Origin of the sequence: Streptomyces sp. SolWspMP-5a-2, from assembly GCF_900091845.1 — a bacterium.
Lineage (GTDB): Bacteria > Actinomycetota > Actinomycetes > Streptomycetales > Streptomycetaceae > Streptomyces > Streptomyces doudnae.
The window spans coordinates 1-18,465 of the sequence record NZ_FMCI01000136.1 but is presented as its reverse complement, the minus strand read 5'-3'; the positions used below and the strand labels follow the sequence as shown (position 1 = coordinate 18,465).

Below are 18,465 nucleotides of genomic sequence, written 5' to 3'. Positions count from 1 at the left end.
CGGCACCGGCCGACGGGACCGACCCGGCCGACGACGCCGACCGGGCGGACGGGACCGGGGAGAAGCCCCCGGCGGCCGAGGGACACGCGCGCGCGACCGGCGCGGCCCCGGCCAGGAAGTCGGCCGGTCACTTCGTGGCGCCGACCGCCGTGGCCGTCGTCCCGGGCAGCCCCGCGCGGCGCCCGTCGGTCGAGGGCGGGTTCGACTTCTTCGGTACGAAGGCCGAGGACGCCGAGGGTGCCGAGGCCGCCGGGACCGCCGGGGACGGCGAGGCCGCCGGGCACGCCGAGGGCGCCGGGGAGCGCGCGGCGGTGGCGCGCAACGAGGACCTCGCCGATGTCGTCGGGCCGGAGGCGCTCGCGCTGCACAAGGCCGAGGCGGAGTCCGCGTTCAAGCCCGCCGACGAGAAGGCGCGCGGTGTCGGCCAGGTCATCGACCTGACCGCGCACGACGAGACGGAGCACATCGATCTCGACGGGCTGCGCAGCGCCGTCTCCTGACGGGGCGTCGTACGGGTCACCGGAGGGGCGCGCACGGAAGGGTCCGTGCGCGCCCCTCCGGCGTGCGCGGGGTGCGCCGGTGGCCGCCTGACGGGCGCTCCCGGCCGGTGCTCACGGCGTGTTGCCGCGCAGCAGCGCCGTCGCCGCGCGGGTGGCACGGGTGGCGACGTCCTCGGACGAGAGGCGGGAGCGGGTCAGGAAGCCGTCCGTGTCCAGGGTGACGTAGCCGTGGGCCAGGACGAAGAGCTGTTCGAGCAGGGGCAGCGCCCGGGACGGGTCGGGGTGGCCCGCCTGCCGGGCGAGGTCGAGCAGCAGCGTCATCAGGTTCCGGCCCGCGCGGGCGACGTCGGCGTCGCGCAGCGGCCGCAGCTCGGGGGCGAAGATCACGTCGAGGCCGGCGCCGCGGTCGGACACGTGGCGCACGTAGGCCCCCGCGGTGGCCGCGAGCCTGTCGACCGGGTCGGGGCCCGCCGAGCGGGCGGCGCTCTCCATGGACCGGGTGAGTTCGTCGGCGGCCTGTGCCGCGACGACGGCGAGCAGCGCGTCGCGGCTGGCGAAGTGGCGGTACGGGGCGGCCGTGCTCACCCCGAGCCTGCGGGCGAGTTCGGCGACGGAGAAACCGGCCAGGCCCGCCTCGGAGAGCAGCACGAAGCTCTCGGCGATCAGCGCCGGCCGGAGCTGCCCCCGGGCGGGGCGCCCGCTCCTCGTCCCGGCTGCTGCCTCCGTCACGCGGTTCACCGTCCTTGACCACAAGTAAGAGGCCACTTACTTTAGAAGTGATAGCCCTCTTACTTCTACCCCCGGAGGCCGGGCGTGACAGGGATCGACGGCAAGGTGGTGGCCATCACGGGCGCGGGCAGCGGGATCGGCGAGGCGAGCGCGCTGCTCCTCGCGTCGCGCGGCGCGAAGCTCGTCCTCGGAGCGCGCCGGGGCGACCGGCTGGAGGCGCTCGCCGCCCGCATCGAGGCCGCGGGCGGCACGGCCGCCTGGACGACGACGGACGTGCGCCGCCGCGAGGACCTCGCGGACCTCGTGGCGTGCGCCCGCGACCGGTACGGCGCGCTCGACGTCCTGGTCAGCAACGCCGGGGTCGGCCCCATCTCGCCGTTCGACGAGCTGCGGGTCGAGGACTGGGACCAGATGATCGACGTCAACTTCCGCGGTGTGCTGCACGGGATCGCGGCGGCGCTCCCCGTCTTCCGCGCACAGGGCAGGGGGCAGTTCGTCAACGTCGTCTCGACCGCCGGGCTGCGCATCGTGCCGAACCAGGCCGTCTACGCGGCGACCAAGAACGCGGTCCGCACCGTCTCGGAGGGGCTGCGCCAGGAGGCCGGGCCCGACCTGCGGGTCACCGTCGTCTCGCCCGGCTACGTGGCGACGGAGTTCGCCGACTCGATCACCAGCCCCGACATCAGGTCGCAGGTCCGGGCGGTCGACTTCGCCCTCTCCCCGGACGACATCGCCCGCGCCGTCGCCTTCGCGATCGAGCAGCCGCCGAACGTCGACGTCGGCGACATCGTCGTCCGCCCCACCGCGCAGGGCTGACGGCCGGGCGGACTCCTCGGGCACGCCCGCCGCCGTCGCCGTGGGCTTCGCCGATCCGGGCGGGACGGTGCGTGCGGTCCGGCGCGCTAGGCGGACATCCAGCGGTCGGGGCGGGCGTCGCGGCGGCCGGTGCGGGATCGTTCCGCCTGGGTGCGGAGGAGTTCCGCGGCCTCGTCGGCGTCCCGCAGGCGGGCGGTGAGGGTCTTGCCCGCCCCGGTGTCCATGTGGACGTCCGCGAGCCGCCACAGCCGCCGCCAGGGCCCCTGGGTGACCCGTACGCTCTGCACCTTCGCGTGCGGCACCAGTGCCAGGCTGCCGCGCAGCAGCCCGTGCCGGGTGGCGAACACCGCGTCGGAGACCGCGATCCCCTGCCCACGCCACCACAGCGGAACGTTCCGCCCGGCCCGGCGCGGCGGCCGGGACAGCTCCGCGCGCGCGGGCACCGCCACCCCCGGCAGCACCCGCGCGACGACGGCCACGGCGACCTCGCGCGGGGCGACCGGCACCAGCACCGGGTTGGACGACCCGGCCACGTCCAGCTCCACCCGCACCCAGCCGAGCCTGCGCCACAGCAGCGGCTCCACGATCCGCACGGTCTGCACCCGGCCGGGCGGCACGGTCTCGTGGACGCGGTCCAGGAGCCCGCGGTCGATGCGCAGCCCGTCGGGCGACTCGCCGACCGTCCAGTCGTACTCGGCGACGAACCGGCCCACGCTGCTCGCGCCCGCCGTGCCCAGCAGCGGCAGCGCGGTCGCCAGGACCGTCCACACGTTCCCGGTCGCCAGCCACAGCAGCGGCGGCACGACCAGCGCGGCGGCCAGCGACGCCCAGGTGGCGCCGGTCAGCAGCAGGGAGACCGCGAGGTCACGCGGGGGCGTGCGAAGGATCTCGCGCGCGGGCGCCTCGCCGACCTCGTGCGCCGTCTCGGGCGCGAAACCGGCGGCGCGCGCCAGGAGTTCGGCGCGCAGGGCCCGCGCCTCGTCCGCCCCCAGGAAGGCCAGCTCGTCCTTCTTGGCGGCGCCTATGACGTCCAGCTTCAGCTTGGCGACGCCCGCCACGCGCGCGAGGAGCGGCTGCGTGACGTCGATGGCCTGGACGCGTTCGAGACGGATGTGCGCGGTGCGCCGGAAGAACAGCCCCGTCCTGATGCGCAGTTCGGACTCGGTCACCGCGAAGTGGGTGAACCACCAGCTCAGGAAGCCGTACAGGGCGGCGGCCGGGACCAGCACGGCGAGCGCCGTCAACAGCGTGGTGGTGGTCAGCCGGGTCAGCTGGCGCTGCGCCTGGTCCGGGTCGTGCAGCGCCCAGCCGATGAGCACGGCCACCGGCGCCCAGGCCCGCCGCAGCGGGGTCACCGGGTGCAGCCTGCGCTCGCCCGCGCGCTGCCCGCCGGTGACGGTGTCCGCGACCCCCGGCGTCGTCACAGCCCCGCCGATCGGGCCTCGCCCAGCTCGGTGAGCCGGTCGCGCAGCCGCTCCGCCTCCCGCGGGTCCAGGCCGGGGATGGTCGCGTCGGTCGCCGCGGCGGCGGTGTGCAACTGCACGCTGGCCAGCCCGAAGTGCCGTTCCACCGGGCCCGACGTCACCTCGACGAGCTGCATCCGGCCGTAGGGCACCACCGTCTCGGAGCGCCACAGCACCCCCCGGCTGATCAGCAGGTCGTCGGCGCGCTCGGCGTACCGCCAGGACCGCCAGTTGCGGCCGAGCAGCGTCCACCCCCAGGCCATCAGCGCCAGCGGGAGCAGCGCGAACGCGGCCCAGCCGGGTCCGGCGAGCAGACCGGGCAGCAGCCCCGCGGCGACGGCGAGGAGCCCCAGCCACACCACCAGCAGCAGCCGCCGCATGCGCAGCAGCCCCGGCGGCAGTCCCGTCCAGCCCGGCGCGTCCGTCCCCGCCCGCGCCCCGCCCGTGTCCCGCGCGCTCCCCGTCTCCATGGGGCCAGCGTACGTAGGGGAGACTGGTTCCATGACTCCTACGACGGAGACGACGGTCGGCATCGGCGGCGCCGCGGAGAGCACCGACATGGTGCTCAACATCGGCCCCCAGCACCCCTCCACGCACGGTGTGCTGCGGCTGCGGCTGGTGCTCGACGGCGAGCGCATCGCGCGCGCGGAGCCGGTGATCGGGTACATGCACCGGGGCGCGGAGAAGCTGTTCGAGGCCCGCGACTACCGGCAGATCATCATGCTCGCCAACCGCCACGACTGGCTGTCGGCCTTCTCCAACGAGCTGGGCGTGGTCCTCGCCGTGGAGCGGATGCTCGGCATGGAGGTGCCGCCGCGCGCGGTGTGGACGCGCACGCTGCTCGCCGAGCTGAACCGGGTCCTCAACCACCTGATGTTCCTCGGCTCCTACCCGCTGGAACTCGGCGGGATCACCCCGGTCTTCCACGCCTTCCGGGAGCGGGAGGTCCTCCAGAACGTCATGGAGGAGGTGTCGGGCGGCCGGATGCACTACATGTTCAACCGGGTCGGCGGCCTCAAGGAGGACCTGCCGCTGGGCTGGACGTCCCGCGCGCGTGCCGCCGTCGCCGACGTCCGCTCGCGCATGGACGTCTACGACGACCTGGTGCTCGGCAACGAGATCTTCCGGGGGCGCACGCGGGGCGTGGGCGTCCTCTCCCCGCAGGCCGTGCACGCCTACGGGGTGAGCGGGCCCATCGCGCGCGCCTCCGGCGTCGACCTCGACCTGCGCCGCGACGAGCCGTACCTCGCCTATCCGCAGCTGGGGGACACCCTGCGGGTCGCCGGGCGGACCGAGGGCGACTGCCTGGCCCGCTTCGAGGTGCTCCTGGAGCAGACCCACACCGCGCTCGACCTCGCCGACGCCTGTCTCGACCGGATCGCGGACCTCCCGCCGGGGCCGATCAACCAGCGGCTGCCGAAGGTCCTGAAGGCACCCGAGGGCCACACCTACGCGTGGACCGAGAACCCGCTCGGCATCAACGGCTACTACCTCGTCAGCCGGGGCGAGAAGACCCCGTACCGGCTGAAGCTGCGCTCGGCGTCGTACAACAACATCCAGGCGCTCGCGGAGCTGCTGCCGGGGACGCTGGTGTCGGACATGGTGGCGATCCTCGGGTCGCTGTTCTTCGTGGTCGGCGACATCGACAAGTAGCCGGGGCGCCGACCGTGATCGGCCGCGGGCCGGGGCGGGGCGTCGGCGGTCGGTCGGGCGGGCGTGCGGCGGGTCGTCAGGGACCGGGGTCGCAGGGCGGCGGGGACGTCGGCAGGCGGTCGGGCGGGCGGCGGGTCGTCAGGGTTCCGGGTCGAGCAGGAGGGGCGCGGCCGGGACGGCGACGGGTTGCAGCAGCCAGCCGAAGTCGCCCAGGCCGCCGGGGGCGGTCAGCTCGGCCGCGGCCCCGGCGGACGCGAGGGCGCGGACGTACGCGGCGGGGTGTTCCAAGGCGAGCGCGAGCGGGGGGCGCGCGCCGTCCACGCCGAGGGCGCGGAGCGCGTCGCGCTGGCGCAGGAGCCGGGGCGCGGGGAGCGGCCGGGACGAGGTCCCGGCCGGGGCAGCGGCGCAGGCGTCCAGGGCCACATGGGCGGTGAGGTCGCAGGACCCGTCCGGCACCGGCGCCGTCCCGCGGCCGTCGCGGAAGCCGGTCAGGGTGCCGAACGGGGGGCGCGCGTCCAGGGCGTGCGCGTAGTCGACGGCGACCGCGAGACCGCGCTCCAGGGTGCCGACCGCGGACGCCCAGGCCAGGTCCCTCGGCAGCCCGATCTCCGCCCGCAGCCCGGCCTCCGGCGCCGGCGGCCACCAGCGCGCCAGCCACCGGGCGTCGTCGCCCGCGACCGGCTCCCCGAGGCGTTCGGCGCCGTCCGCGCGCACCAGCACCCGCCGGGGGACGCCCGCCGCGTCGGTCTCGGCGACGTCGACGGGGACGTTGTCCAGCCATTCGTTGGCGAAGAGGAGCCCGGTGGCGCCGGGGGGCGGCTCGGCGCGCCAGTGGATCCGGGTGTCCAGATCGGGCGGCCGGGCGGCCCGTTCCACCGCGTGCACCCGGGTGCGGGCGGCGACCTCGGCGGGCAGCGCGGCCAGCACCCCGGCGGCGAGTTCGCCCCGGCCCGCCGCCATGTCGACGAAGTCCAGGACCGGGGGGTTGCCGAGGACGCCGTCGACCCGGCACAGCAGCCTCGCCACGGCCCCGGCGAAGAGCGGCGACGCGTGCACCGACGTACGGAAGTGCCCGGCGGGCCCCTCGGCCCGGTGGTAGAAACCGCCGGGCCCGTACAGCGCCTCCTCGGCCGCGACCCGCCAGCCCCGCCACGGACCACGCGACGCGGCCGTCCCGCCGGTCACCGGCTCCGCCGTCCCGTCGTCGCCGGGCTGCACCGTCCCGTCGGTCACGGACCCGGCCGTCCCGTCGTCACCGGGTTCCACCGTCCCGTCGGTCACGGGGCCGGGCCAGGTGGTCTCTCCATCCACGTGGGTGACGGAACCCGGTCGACGGACGGGCGGGTGGATCGGTGATGTCCCTGGCCGCCGCCCCGGTCCTGTCGGCCGGCTCACCGGCTGCGCCGGGCGGGGGCGAGTGAGTCGAGTCCGGCGCCGATGAGCCGGGCCGCGCGTTCGACGTCGGCGCTGACCGCGTCGTGCAGTTCCTCGGAGGTCCGGGCTCCCCGCAGGTGCCTGCGCAGCGCCTGGAACTGGACGGGCCACAGCGCCAGCAGGGCGGCCGCAGCGATCTGCGGTTCAGGATCGTCCGGGCTCGTCCCGGTGCGCCTTGCCAGGATCTCGGCGGCCGCGGCGACCTGTCGGTCGGTCATGTCGCGCTGATAGGCCCGCAGGGACGGGGTGGATCCGATCAGCCTGCCGAAACGGAGGAGAACGGCCTTGGCCTGGGTCCAGTCGTCCTGCGCCGCCAGCCAGGACGTGAGGCCCGCCAGTTGGCCGGACAGGATCTCCCGCGTCGCCTCGACCGGCGACAGGTCCGGATCGGCCAGTGTGGTCCGCAGGGAGTCCAACGTGGTCTCGCCCAGGTCCAGGACGAGGGATTCCTTGGTGGGGAAGTAGTTGAACACGGTCTTCTCCGACACCCCGCAGGCGTCGGCGATCTCGGAGACACGCACCGCGTCGAAGCCCCGATCCATGAACAGCTCGGTGGCCGTGTCGGACAGCCGCTGCCGCAGGAGCCGCTTCTTGCGCTCCCGCAGCCCCTCGGCCGCAGGCTCCTCCTCGCGGTGCCGCAAGGCCGTCCAGTCCACGGTGCGCGTGCTCATCACCGAAGCATAGTCCGGCCGGCCTGCGTTTTTCTGCTACTGTAAATTTACAGTGACTGAAAAGTCAGGTTCGGACGCGCCCACTCCCGAGGAGCCCTCCATGAGCGCCATCCACATCGTCCGCGCGTACCCGCACCCGCCGCAGAAGGTCTGGCGCGCGGTCACCGACCCGGAGCTGATCCCGCTGTGGACGGCCACCGGCGCCGGCGCTCGGCCGGAGGGCTTCGCCACCGCGGTCGGCACCACGTTCAGGTTCGTCGCGAAGCCGAAGCCCGGCTGGAGCGGCGTCGTGGTGTGCGAGGTGCTGGAGGTGCGCGAGCCTTCGCTGCTGCGCTACTCGTGGCAGGACGAAGGGGGCGGCGAGGTGACCGAGGTCGCCTACCGGCTCGAACCGCACGGCGATGGAACGCGCTTCACCTACGACCACACCGGTTTCCACGGCCTCGGGGGCTTCCTCATGGCCAAGATCCTCGGTTCCGTCCGCACCAGGATGCTCACCACGGGCCTGCCCGCCGTGCTGAACGGCCTCGACGGCCCCTGCGCGCCGCACCCCGGAAGCCCCCGCGCCACCTGACGGCCGGGTCGCGGGGAACGGCGCCTCCACCTTGGGGAGTACGCGCGCGGGATGCGGATCGACCCTCCGGTTGACCCCTGCACGCATTCCGCTTCCCTACGCTGGGTCACGTGCAGCGCCTCTATGACTACCTCCGCAGACACCCGACCGGGGTCGACACCTTCTGGGCCGTCGTCCTGTTCGGGCTGTCGGTCGCGGGGGAGGCCGTGCGGGTGGAGGGGCGGGGCACCGACCTGCCGCTCCTCGTCGTGCCGGTCTCGCTGCTGCTCTGCCTGGTCATCGCGCTGCGGCGCCGTGCCCCCGAGAAGATGCTGCTGCTGTCGATCGCGATCGGCGCGGCGCAGGTCGTGACGGACGTCGCGCCGGGGCCCGCCGACTTCGCGCTGCTGGTCATCACCTACACCGTCGCGGCGACCGGCGCCCGCTGGGCCTCGCGCACGGCGCTCGCCCTCGGTCTGTTCGCCGCGCCCCTCGCCCAACTGCGCTGGCCCAACGAGCAGACGAGCTTCCTCGGCAACGTGGCGATCATGGTCTTCCAGGCCGTGCCGTTCGCGCTCGCCTGGGTGCTCGGCGACTCCATCCGCACCCGCCGCGCCTACTTCGCCCAGCTTGAGGAGCGCGCCGCCCGCCTGGAGAAGGAGCGCGAGGCGCAGGCCAAGGTCGCCGTCGCCGCCGAACGCGCCCGTATCGCCCGGGAGCTGCACGACGTCGTCGCCCACAACGTCTCCGTGATGGTGGTCCAGGCCGACGGCGCCGCCTACGTCCTGGACGCCGCCCCCGACCAGGCGAAGAAGGCCCTGGAGACGATCTCGTCCACCGGCAGGCAGGCCCTCGCCGAGATGCGCCGCCTGCTGGGCGTGCTGCGCACCGGCGAGCACCAGGAGGCGGGCGAGTACGTGCCGCAGCCCGACGTCGAGCAGATGGGCGAGCTGATCGAGCAGTGCCGCACCTCGGGCCTGCCCGTCGACTTCCGGGTCGAGGGCACCCCGCGCCCGCTGCCCAGCGGCGTCGAGCTGACCGCGTACCGCATCGTGCAGGAGGCGCTCACCAACACCCGCAAGCACGGCGGCCCGAACACCGGCGCGAGCGTCCGGCTGGTCTACTTCGACGACGGCCTCGGGCTGCTCGTCGAGGACGACGGCAAGGGCGCCCCGCACGAGCTGTACGAGGAGGGCGGCCCCGACGGGCAGGGCCACGGCCTGATCGGCATGCGCGAGCGGGTCGGTATGGTCGGCGGCACGCTGGACGCGGGCCCGCGACCGGGCGGAGGATTCCGGATCAGCGCCCTGCTGCCGCTCAAACCCGCGCACTGACCCGGTCGCCCGCCCCGGCCGCGTCCGCCACGGACCCGGCGACCACCGCCGACGCCCCCGCAAGAGAACGGAAGAAGCCGCGATGACGATCCGCGTGATGCTCGTGGACGACCAGGTGCTGCTGCGCACCGGATTCCGGATGGTGCTCGCCGCGCAGCCGGACATGGAGGTCGTCGCCGAGGCCGGGGACGGCGTCGAGGCCCTCCAGGTGCTGGCGGCCACCGCCGTCGACGTCGTCCTCATGGACGTCCGGATGCCGAAGCTCGACGGCGTGGAGACCACCCGGCGCATCTGCCAGCAGCCGGAGCCGCCCAAGGTGCTCATCCTCACCACCTTCGACCTCGACGAGTACGCGTTCTCCGGGCTCAAGGCGGGCGCCTCCGGGTTCATGCTCAAGGATGTGCCGCCCGGCGAACTCCTCACCGCGATCCGCTCCGTGCACAGCGGCGACGCCGTGGTGGCGCCCTCGACCACCCGGCGGCTGCTCGACCGCTTCGCCCCGATGCTGCCCAGCGCGGGCAAGGAGCCCCGGCACAAGGGCCTGGAGCGGCTCACCGAGCGGGAGCGCGAGGTGATGGTCCTCGTCGCGCAGGGCCTGTCCAACGGCGAGATCGCCGCGCACCTCGTCCTCTCCGAGGCCACCGTGAAGACCCACGTGGGCCGCATCCTCACCAAGCTGGGCCTGCGCGACCGCGTCCAGGTGGTGGTCCTCGCCTACGAGACCGGCCTGGTGCGCGCCGGGGGACACGGCTGAGGGGGCGCCCTCAGCGCAGGATGCCCTCCAGGAAGTCGCTGCCCAGCCTCGCCACCACCGTCACGTCGAGCTGGTGCAGGACGTACCGGCCACGGCGCCGGGTGGTCAGCAGGCCCGCCCTCTTCAGCACGCCCAGGTGCCGGGATATCTCGGGCGCCGTCATGCCGTGCGCCCTGGCCAGCTCGCTCGTCGTGTACGCGCTGCGGGCCAGGTGACGGCAGATCCGCATCCGCACCGGGTGGGACAGCGCCGTCATCCGCAGCGCCAGCTGATCGACCGACGGCGGCGACGTCAGCTCGGGGGAGCCGACCGGGTAGTGCAGCACCGGCTGCCAGCCGTAGCGGTGCAGCACGCTCAGATGCGGCCACCCCATGCTGGTCGGGATCAGCAGCAGCCCGCCGTCCCCCGTGCTGGTGCGGCCCCCGCCGAGCTTGTCGACGGTGATGCGGGTCCCGCACTCGTCCACCGCGGCGGCCGGGGAGACCGCCGCCAGCGCCTCCGCGATCCCCCTGCGGCGCAGCAGGTCCGTCTTGTGCCGGGCGTCCGCCGCGAGCTGGTGGCCCAGCCGGGCCCAGGTCTGGGCGTAGAACGCCTCGTCGCAGTCCTCCACGAACTGGCGGAACCACGCCCTGATGCGCGGGGGGTCGGTGAGCAGCCGCTCGCTGAAGCGGACCTGGCGCGGCCCGCGCGCGGCGGCCAGCTCCAGCGCCCGCCGCCGCAGCCCGGGGTCACCGAGCAGCATCGGACCCGGCGAGCCGTACGTCAGCGCGCAGGTGAACTCCAGGGCCGCCTCGACGAACTGCTCGTCGCTCAGCTTGTCCAGCAGGTCGAGGTCCTCGGCGATCGTCGCCCCGGGGAGCGTGGTGCGCCCCGGCACGCCCGCGAACGGCAGGAACAGGTCCGCGAACGTCGTCCGCCAGAGGAAGTCCGCCTCGGTCATCCGGTCGGCCAGGTGCGGGTCGAGGCGGGCCGTCACGCCCGTCGCCCACGCCTGCAGGCCCGGGTGGTGGGCGGGCTCCGACAGGGCGTGCAGCGCCATGCCCAGCTCGGCCAGCGGCGAGGGCACGACGGCGACCCGCTCCGGCCGCAGCCCCGCGATGTCGATGTGCACGCTCATGCCCTCATGGTGCACCCCGCCACCGACAACGCCGTCCCCGGTCGACGGCGCCCGTCAATCGGAGCGGCCCGCCGCCTCCTCGGCGACGCGGGCGACGAAGTCCGCGACGGCCGCCCGCACGTCCTCGCCGCTCCACTCCAGGCCCTCGCCCCGCACGCCGACCTCCGTCACGGCGAGCCCGGGACCGCGCTCGCCCCAGTGGCCGTCGAACAGCAGCGTCCCCGTCTCCTCGGCCTGCCGGACCGCGGCCTCCGCGAGCACGTCGGCGTCGTACGGCAGCCAGACCTGGAACTCGTGGGTGTGCGGGCGCTCGGGGTGGATCCGCGACCAGGGCACCCCGGCCGCCGCGAACCCCTCCCGCAGCGCCTCGGCGACCAGCCGCGCCTGCGCCACGTACCCGGGCAGCCTCGGCAGCTCGTGTTCGAGTCCCGCGAGCGCCGACAGGGCGGTCGGGAACTGCTGGAAGATCTGGCCGCCGTACCGGTGGCGCCAGGTCCGCGCCTCCTCGACCAGCGACGCGGGACCGGCCAGGGCGGCGCCGCCGAAGCCGTCGAGGGACTTGTAGAACGACACGTAGACGCTGTCCGCGAGGTCCGCGATCTCGGGCAGCGGGCGCCCGAAGTGGACGGTGGTCTCCCACAGCCGCGCCCCGTCGAAGTGGACCACCGCGTCCCGCTCCCGGGCCGCCTCCACCAGCTCGGTCAGCTCCCGCCAGGTCGGCAGCACGAACCCGGCGTCCCGCAGCGGCAGTTCCAGCATCAGTGTCCCGAACGGCTCGGGGAACGCCCGCACCTCCCCGGCCGTCGGCAGCCGCGGCTCGGCCGTGATCCGCACCGGGCGCAACCCGCCGACCTGGCTGAGCGCGTCCCGCTCGTGCACCACGGGGTGCGCCAGCGCGTGCAGGGCGACCGCCGGGTTGCCGGTGCGGGACGCCCAGCAGCGCAGCGCCACCTGCTGCGCCATCGTGCCGGACGGGAAGAACGCGGCGGCCTCCGTGCCGAGCAGCGCGGCGACCCGCTCCTCCAGGGCCGCGACGACGCCGTTGCCGTAGACGTCGCCCCGCTCGTCGAGGTCGTACAGGTCACCGGCGTCGGCCAGCGGCGCGAGGCGCTCGCGCAGGGTCTCCAGATGGCCGGGGCGCGCGAGCACGCGCCCGGCGCCCCGGTGCGCGCGCAGCCGCCGCGCGCGCCTGCGCCGTCGCCGCTCGTCGTCCGTGGTCTCCTCGTCCCGCCGCGCCGCGTCGGGTTCCGGCCGGGGTGTCTGCTCGCTCATCCACCGGATCATGCCGTGCGGGCCCCGCGCGGGCATCCGGATTTACCCACAGGCTGTGGACGGCCGGAGCCCCCCGGAACAGATCGCGTTAACATGACGAGAAATCGTCCGGTACCCAGAGCGGACTGGAACGGGAAGGCCACCGTCGCGTGAGTACAGTCCAACCACCAGATCCCCGGGACCGCCCCGCGCGGCTCACCGTCGGCGTCGTCGGCGCCGGCCGGGTGGGCCCCGCGCTCGCCGCGTCCCTCCGGCTCGCCGGGCACCGCCCGGTCGCCGTCTCCGGCGTCTCGGACGCCTCCAGGCGCCGCGCCGCGCACCTGCTGCCCGACGTCCCCCTGGTCACGCCCGCCGAGGTCCTCCAGCGGGCCGACCTGGTCCTGCTCACCGTCCCCGACGACGCCCTGCCCGGCCTCGTCGAAGGGCTCGCCGAGACCGGCGCCGTGCGCCCGGGACAGCTCCTCGCGCACACCTCGGGGCGCTACGGCACCAAGGTCCTGGAACCCGCCCTGCGCGCGGGCGCCCTGCCGCTCGCCCTGCACCCGGCGATGACCTTCACCGGCACCCCCGTGGACGTCCAGCGGCTCGCCGGGTGCTCCTTCGGCGTCACCGCCCCGCAGGAGCTGCGGCTCGCCGCCGAGGCCCTGGTCGTCGAGATGGGCGGCGAACCCGAGTGGATCGCCGAGGAACACCGCCCGCTCTACCACGCGGCCCTCGCCCTCGGCGCCAACCACCTGGTCACCCTGGTCGCGCAGTCCATGGAGCTGCTGCGCGAGGCCGGGGTCGACGCCCCCGACCGGATGCTCGGCCCGCTGCTCGGCGCCGCCCTGGACAACGCCCTGCGCTCCGGCGACGCGGCGCTGACGGGCCCGGTCGCGCGCGGGGACGCCGGGACCGTCGCCGCCCACATCGCCGAACTGCGCGCGCACGCCCCGCGGACCGTCGCCGGGTACCTCGCGATGGCCCGCGCCACCGCCGACCGCGCGCTCGCCCACGGCATGCTCAGGCCCGAACTGGCCGAGGACCTCCTCGGCGTGCTCGCCGACGGCGCGGGACCGCGCCCGACCGGCACCGAGGGGGACGACCGATGACCGCCCTGCTGCGCACCGCCGACGCCCTGCACGCGCGCGCCCGCGCGGGCCGCCGCGCCGTCGTCATGACCATGGGCGCCCTGCACGAGGGCCACGCCACCCTGATCCGCGCCGCGCGCGACCTCGCGGGCGCCGACGGCGAGGTCGTCGTCACCGTCTTCGTGAACCCCCTCCAGTTCGGCGCGGGCGAGGACCTCGACCGCTACCCGCGCACCCTCGACTCCGACCTGGAGATCGCCGGGCGCAGCGGCGCGGACGTCGTCCTCGCGCCCTCCGCCGACGAGGTCTACCCCGGCGGCGCCCCCCAGGTCCGGATCAGCGCCGGTCCGATGGGCGACCGCCTGGAGGGCGCTTCACGGCCCGGCCACTTCGACGGCGTCCTCACCGTCGTCGGCAAGCTGCTGCACCTCACCCGGCCCGACGCCGCCCTCTTCGGCCAGAAGGACGCCCAGCAGGTCGCCCTGGTCCGGCGGATGGTGCGCGACCTCGACTTCGGCATCGACATCGTCGCCGTGCCCACCGTCCGCGAGCCCGACGGACTGGCCCTGTCCAGCCGCAACCGCTTCCTCTCCACCGACGAGCGGCGCACCGCGCTCGCGCTCTCCCGCGCTCTGTTCGCCGGGCGGGACCGGCACGCCGCCCAGGAGGCGCTGCGCGCGCGGGCCCGCGAGACGCACGCCACGCACGCGCGTGCCGAGGCGCTCGGCGCGCTCGGCGAACCCCGCGCCGCGGCCGACGCGCACGCCGTCGCCACCGCCGCGCCGGGCACCGCCTCCGCCGTCCGGACCGCCGCCCGCCAGGTCCTCGACGAGGCCGCCCGGCTCGACCCGCCGCTCGCCCTCGACTACGTCGCGCTGGTCGACCCCGCCGACTTCACCGAGATCGGGGACGGCTTCACCGGCGAGGCCGTCCTCGCCGTCGCGGCCCGGGTCGGCGCCACCCGGCTGATCGACAACCTCCCCCTGACCTTCGGAGCCGCCTCGTGACCAGCACAGGCATACGTCTGCACGCGCCCGCCCCCGGCTGGTCCATCGCCGCGGACGTGGTGGTCGTCGGCTCCGGCGTCGCCGGGCTCACCGCGGCACTGCGCTGCGAGGCGGCCGGGCTGCGCACCGTCGTCGTCACCAAGGCCCGCCTCGACGACGGCTCCACCCGCTGGGCGCAGGGCGGCATCGCCGCCGCCCTCGGCGAGGGCGACACCCCGCAGCAGCACCTGGACGACACCCTGGTCGCGGGCGCGGGCCTGTGCGACGAGGGCGCCGTGCGCCTCCTGGTCACCGAGGGCCCGGACGCCGTGCACCGGCTCATCGACACCGGCGCCCACTTCGACGAGTCCGCCGAGGGCCGCCTGGAACTGACCCGCGAGGGCGGCCACCACCGGCGCCGGATCGCGCACGCGGGCGGCGACGCCACCGGCGCCGAGATCTCCCGGGCGCTCGTCGAGGCGGTCGTCGGACACGGCACCGGCACGGAACGCACCGGACCGCGCGTCATCGAGAACGCGCTCGTCCTCGACCTGCTGACCGACGCCGAGGGCGCCACCGCCGGTGTCTCCCTGCACGTCATGGGCGAGGGCCAGCACGACGGCGTGGGCGCCGTGCACGCCCCCGCGGTGGTCCTCGCCACCGGCGGGATGGGCCAGGTCTTCTCCGCCACCACCAACCCCTCCGTCTCCACCGGGGACGGCGTGGCGCTCGCGCTGCGGGCCGGTGCCGACGTCTCCGACCTGGAGTTCGTGCAGTTCCACCCGACCGTGCTCTTCCTCGGACCCGACGCCGAGGGCCAGCAGCCGCTGGTCTCCGAGGCGGTCCGCGGCGAGGGCGCCCACCTCGTCGACGCCGACGGCGTCCGCTTCATGGTGGGCGCCCACGAACTGGCCGAGCTGGCGCCCCGGGACATCGTCGCCAAGGGCATCACCCGCCGCATGATCGAACAGGGCGCCGCCCACATGTACCTGGACGCCCGGCACTTCGGCGCCGCCATGTGGGAGCAGCGGTTCCCGACGATCCTGGCCGCCTGCCGCGCCCACGGCATCGACCCGGTGACCGAGCCCGTCCCCGTCGCCCCGGCCGCCCACTACGCCTCCGGCGGCGTCCGCACCGACGACCGGGGCCGCACCACCGTGCCCGGCCTCTACGCGTGCGGCGAGGTCGCCTGCACCGGCGTGCACGGCGCGAACCGGCTCGCGTCCAACTCCCTGCTCGAAGGGCTCGTCTACGCCGAGCGGATCGCCGCCGACCTCGCCGCCCGGCACGCCGCCGGCGCTCTCCCCGCGCGCGTGCCCGCCGTCCCCCCGGCCCCCGGCGACCGCCCCGCCCACCCGCTGCTCGCCCCCGAGGCCCGCCTCGCCGTCCAGCGGATCATGTCCGAGGGCGCGGGCGTCCTGCGCTCCGCCGCCTCCCTCGCCCGCGCCGCCGACCAGCTCAGGGACCTGCACACCGAGGCGCGCGTCGCCCTGGAGGAGAACGGCAAGACGGCCGAGCCCGGCGTCGACACCTGGGAGGCCACCAACCTGCTGTCGGTGGCCGCCGTCCTGGTCGAGGCGGCCCGCAGGCGCGAGGAGACCCGCGGCTGCCACTGGCGCGAGGACCACGCCGAGCGCGACGACACCGCCTGGCGCCGCCACATCGTCGTACGGCTGAATCCCGACCGGACGCTGGCCGTACGGACCACGGACACCCCAGACTTCCCCCCGACCCGGCCGTCCCAGCGCCCCCAGGAGCAGTGACAGAAGTGAGCACCCCCGACCTTCCCCTCGTGTCGTCCGGCGGCTGCGGTGACGGCTGTGCCTGCGGCGCGGACGGCGACCCCGAAGCGGGGTACGCCGCGTACCTGGAGTGCGGGCTCGACCCCGCCCTCGCCGACCTGCTGACCGCGGCCGGGCTCGACCCCGTCGAGGTCGAGGACATCGCCAACGTCGCCCTCCAGGAGGACCTCGCGGGCGGGGTCGACGTGACGACCGTCGCGACCATCCCCGAGGAGGCCGTCGCCACCGCCGACTTCACCGCCCGCGAGGCGGGCGTCGTCGCCGGGCTGCGGGTCGCCGAGGCGGTCCTGTCCGTGGTCTGCGAGGACGAGTTCGAGGTCGAGCGGCACGTCGAGGACGGCGACGGCGTGGCCGCGGGCCAGAAGCTCCTGTCGGTCACCGCCCGCACCCGCGACCTGCTCACCGCCGAACGCAGCGCGCTCAACCTGCTGTGCCGCCTGTCCGGCATCGCGACCGCCACGCGCGCGTGGGCGACGGCGCTGGAGGGCACGCGCGCGCGGGTGCGCGACACCCGCAAGACCACGCCCGGCCTGCGCTCCCTGGAGAAGTACGCGGTGCGCTGCGGCGGCGGCGTCAACCACCGCATGTCGCTGTCGGACGCGGCACTGGTCAAGGACAACCACGTGGTCGCCGCGGGCGGGGTCGCGCAGGCCTTCAAGGCCGTCCGCGAGGCGTTCCCCGACCTGGCGATCGAGGTCGAGGTCGACACCCTGCACCAGCTCCGCGAGGTCGTCGACGCGGGCGCCGACCTGATCCTCCTGGACAACTTCACCCCCGGCGAGTGCGAGGAGGCGGTGGCCGTCGTGCACGGCCGCGCCGCCCTGGAGGCGTCCGGCAGGCTGACCCTGGACAACGCCGCCGCGTACGCCGCCACCGGCGTCGACTACCTCGCCGTCGGGGCCCTGACCCACTCCTCGCCGATCCTGGACATCGGCCTCGACCTGCGCGCGGCGGAGTAGCCGCCATGCTGCTCACGATCGACGTAGGCAACACCCACACCACCCTCGGCCTCTTCGACGGCGAGGAGATCGTCGAGCACTGGCGGATCTCCACGGACGCCCGCCGCACCGCCGACGAGCTGGCCGTCCTCCTCCAGGGCCTGATGGGCATGCACCCGATGCTCGGCGAGGAGCTGGGCGACGGCATCGACGGCATCGCCATCTGCGCCACCGTGCCGTCCGTGCTGCACGAGCTGCGCGAGGTCACCCGCCGCTACTACGGCGACGTGCCCGCCGTCCTGGTCGAGCCCGGCGTCAAGACGGGCGTGCCGATCCTCATGGACAACCCGAAGGAGGTCGGCGCCGACCGCATCATCAACGCGGTGGCGGCCGTCGAGCTGTACGGCGGTCCCGCGATCGTCGTCGACTTCGGCACGGCGACCACGTTCGACGCGGTCAGCGCGCGCGGCGAGTACGTCGGCGGGGTGATCTCGCCCGGCATCGAGATCTCCGTCGAGGCGCTCGGCGTGCGCGGCGCCCAGCTCCGCAAGATCGAGGTGGCCCGCCCGCGCAACGTGATCGGCAAGAACACGGTCGAGGCCATGCAGGCGGGCATCGTCTTCGGCTTCGCCGGACAGGTCGACGGCGTGGTCGCGCGGATGGCCCGCGAACTCGCCACCGACCCGGACGAGGTCACGGTGATCGCCACCGGCGGCCTGGCCCCGATGGTGCTGGGCGAGGCCGCGGTGATCGACGAGCACGAGCCCTGGCTGACCCTGATCGGCCTACGGCTGGTCTACGAGCGGAACGTGTCCCGCATGTGACGCGGGGCGGCGCGGCCCGACCGGGTGGCCGGACCACGCCACACCCCACCCGCTATGTCGAGTTTGTCTGATTAGCGCGTATCGTCGGCACATGCCCACGCCATACGGATCCCGCGGCGGCATGGCGTTCGGTGCGGAGGAGCTGCGTGTGCTCCGCCGCGCGCTCGCCCTCGCCCTGAACCCCGCCCCCGCTTCGGCCGAGGACGTCCAGGACTGCCATCGCCTCGCCGAGTCGCTCGACGAGGCCCTGAACGAGGGCCTGCGGCTGCGCGCCTTCCTGGTGGCCGACCTCGCCCGCTACCGCGCCGCGCTGCCCGGCACCGCCGCCGGGTACCTCACCCTGCTGGAGGAGGCGCTGCGCGCGGGGTACCGGCCGGGCGCCGACGACCTCGCCGCCCTGCGGGCGCTGCGCGGCAACCCGGTCGCCGCGGCGCTGCTCGACCACTGCCGGCTGGCGGCCGAGCACGACGTACGGGCCCGTCTCGCGCGCGCCGTGCCCCGCCCGGCCACCGCGCTCGTCCCCGCCTCGCGGGCCCGTCTGACGGCCCT

At 75.3% G+C, this 18,465-nt stretch carries 17 protein-coding genes and 2 pseudogenes; 12 read left to right on the top strand and 7 right to left on the bottom strand.

Features of this window, described 5'->3' with window-relative positions:
• Positions 1 to 500 (top strand): annotated as a pseudogene (locus GA0115242_RS13385) (hypothetical protein); the annotation flags it as partial.
• A 111-nt stretch (positions 501 to 611) separates the two neighbouring features.
• Here GA0115242_RS13385 and GA0115242_RS13380 read toward each other — a convergent pair.
• Complete coding sequence (locus GA0115242_RS13380) at positions 612 to 1,229, bottom strand: TetR/AcrR family transcriptional regulator (protein ID WP_093827981.1); 618 nt, start codon at positions 1,227 to 1,229, stop codon at positions 612 to 614.
• An 84-nt stretch (positions 1,230 to 1,313) separates the two neighbouring features.
• Here GA0115242_RS13380 and GA0115242_RS13375 point away from each other — a divergent pair, with 84 nt between their 5' ends.
• Positions 1,314 to 2,045 (top strand): SDR family oxidoreductase, encoded by a 732-nt coding sequence (locus tag GA0115242_RS13375; protein WP_093827979.1) that lies wholly within the window; start codon positions 1,314 to 1,316, stop codon positions 2,043 to 2,045.
• Positions 2,046 to 2,131: 86 nt separating this feature from the next.
• On the opposite strand, the gene GA0115242_RS13370 is transcribed toward GA0115242_RS13375, so the two are convergent.
• Together GA0115242_RS13370 and GA0115242_RS13365 are read right to left on the bottom strand one after the other, a co-directional pair.
• On the bottom strand, positions 2,132 to 3,469 hold the full coding sequence (locus tag GA0115242_RS13370) for a PH domain-containing protein (RefSeq protein ID WP_093827977.1): 1,338 nt from the start codon (positions 3,467 to 3,469) through the stop codon (positions 2,132 to 2,134).
• Positions 3,466 to 3,978, bottom strand: coding sequence for a PH domain-containing protein (locus tag GA0115242_RS13365; RefSeq protein WP_093827975.1), 513 nt, complete (start codon positions 3,976 to 3,978; stop codon positions 3,466 to 3,468). Before GA0115242_RS13365 ends, GA0115242_RS13370 begins: the two co-directional genes overlap by 4 nt.
• A gap of 31 nt (positions 3,979 to 4,009) precedes the next feature.
• Between GA0115242_RS13365 and GA0115242_RS13360 the strand changes: the two genes are divergently transcribed.
• The gene (locus GA0115242_RS13360) at positions 4,010 to 5,161 is read left to right on the top strand and encodes an NADH-quinone oxidoreductase subunit D (RefSeq protein WP_093827973.1); all 1,152 of its coding nucleotides are present in this window, start codon (positions 4,010 to 4,012) and stop codon (positions 5,159 to 5,161) included.
• Between the two features lie 138 nt (positions 5,162 to 5,299).
• On the opposite strand, the gene GA0115242_RS13355 is transcribed toward GA0115242_RS13360, so the two are convergent.
• The gene (locus GA0115242_RS13355; RefSeq protein ID WP_176729807.1) at positions 5,300 to 6,346 is read right to left on the bottom strand and encodes an SAM-dependent methyltransferase; all 1,047 of its coding nucleotides are present in this window, start codon (positions 6,344 to 6,346) and stop codon (positions 5,300 to 5,302) included.
• Positions 6,347 to 6,552: 206 nt separating this feature from the next.
• Positions 6,553 to 7,266, bottom strand: a complete 714-nt coding sequence (locus GA0115242_RS13350) for a TetR family transcriptional regulator (protein ID WP_093827971.1) — start codon at positions 7,264 to 7,266, stop codon at positions 6,553 to 6,555.
• A 100-nt stretch (positions 7,267 to 7,366) separates the two neighbouring features.
• Between GA0115242_RS13350 and GA0115242_RS13345 the strand changes: the two genes are divergently transcribed.
• The 3 genes from GA0115242_RS13345 to GA0115242_RS13335 all read left to right on the top strand — a co-directional run bounded on the left by GA0115242_RS13345 (position 7,367) and on the right by GA0115242_RS13335 (position 9,907).
• Entirely contained in the window at positions 7,367 to 7,840 is a 474-nt protein-coding gene (locus tag GA0115242_RS13345; protein ID WP_093827969.1) for an SRPBCC family protein, read from the top strand.
• A 110-nt stretch (positions 7,841 to 7,950) separates the two neighbouring features.
• Positions 7,951 to 9,153, top strand: coding sequence for a sensor histidine kinase (locus GA0115242_RS13340; RefSeq protein WP_093827967.1), 1,203 nt, complete (start codon positions 7,951 to 7,953; stop codon positions 9,151 to 9,153).
• Between the two features lie 82 nt (positions 9,154 to 9,235).
• On the top strand, positions 9,236 to 9,907 hold the full coding sequence (locus GA0115242_RS13335) for a response regulator (RefSeq protein WP_093827965.1): 672 nt from the start codon (positions 9,236 to 9,238) through the stop codon (positions 9,905 to 9,907).
• Between the two features lie 10 nt (positions 9,908 to 9,917).
• On the opposite strand, the gene GA0115242_RS13330 is transcribed toward GA0115242_RS13335, so the two are convergent.
• Both GA0115242_RS13330 and GA0115242_RS13325 read right to left on the bottom strand, forming a co-directional pair.
• Positions 9,918 to 11,024, bottom strand: a complete 1,107-nt coding sequence (locus GA0115242_RS13330) for a DUF5937 family protein (protein ID WP_093827963.1) — start codon at positions 11,022 to 11,024, stop codon at positions 9,918 to 9,920.
• A gap of 54 nt (positions 11,025 to 11,078) precedes the next feature.
• Entirely contained in the window at positions 11,079 to 12,296 is a 1,218-nt protein-coding gene (locus GA0115242_RS13325) for a threonine aldolase family protein (protein ID WP_237549022.1), read from the bottom strand.
• 149 nt (positions 12,297 to 12,445) lie between these two features.
• Between GA0115242_RS13325 and GA0115242_RS13320 the strand changes: the two genes are divergently transcribed.
• From GA0115242_RS13320 to GA0115242_RS13295, 6 genes and pseudogenes are all read left to right on the top strand, one after another.
• Entirely contained in the window at positions 12,446 to 13,387 is a 942-nt protein-coding gene (locus tag GA0115242_RS13320) for a Rossmann-like and DUF2520 domain-containing protein (RefSeq protein WP_093827959.1), read from the top strand.
• A complete protein-coding gene (panC, locus tag GA0115242_RS13315) occupies positions 13,384 to 14,373 on the top strand; it encodes a pantoate--beta-alanine ligase (protein ID WP_093827957.1) in 990 nt (329 codons plus the stop codon). Before GA0115242_RS13320 ends, panC begins: the two co-directional genes overlap by 4 nt.
• Complete coding sequence (locus GA0115242_RS13310) at positions 14,370 to 16,115, top strand: L-aspartate oxidase (RefSeq protein ID WP_093827955.1); 1,746 nt, start codon at positions 14,370 to 14,372, stop codon at positions 16,113 to 16,115. Before panC ends, GA0115242_RS13310 begins: the two co-directional genes overlap by 4 nt.
• A 5-nt stretch (positions 16,116 to 16,120) precedes the next feature.
• Entirely contained in the window at positions 16,121 to 17,113 is a 993-nt protein-coding gene (gene nadC / locus GA0115242_RS13305; RefSeq protein ID WP_093827953.1) for a carboxylating nicotinate-nucleotide diphosphorylase, read from the top strand.
• Between the two features lie 5 nt (positions 17,114 to 17,118).
• The gene (locus GA0115242_RS13300; protein ID WP_093827951.1) at positions 17,119 to 17,916 is read left to right on the top strand and encodes a type III pantothenate kinase; all 798 of its coding nucleotides are present in this window, start codon (positions 17,119 to 17,121) and stop codon (positions 17,914 to 17,916) included.
• Between the two features lie 121 nt (positions 17,917 to 18,037).
• Positions 18,038 to 18,465: pseudogene (locus tag GA0115242_RS13295) on the top strand (hypothetical protein); the annotation flags it as partial.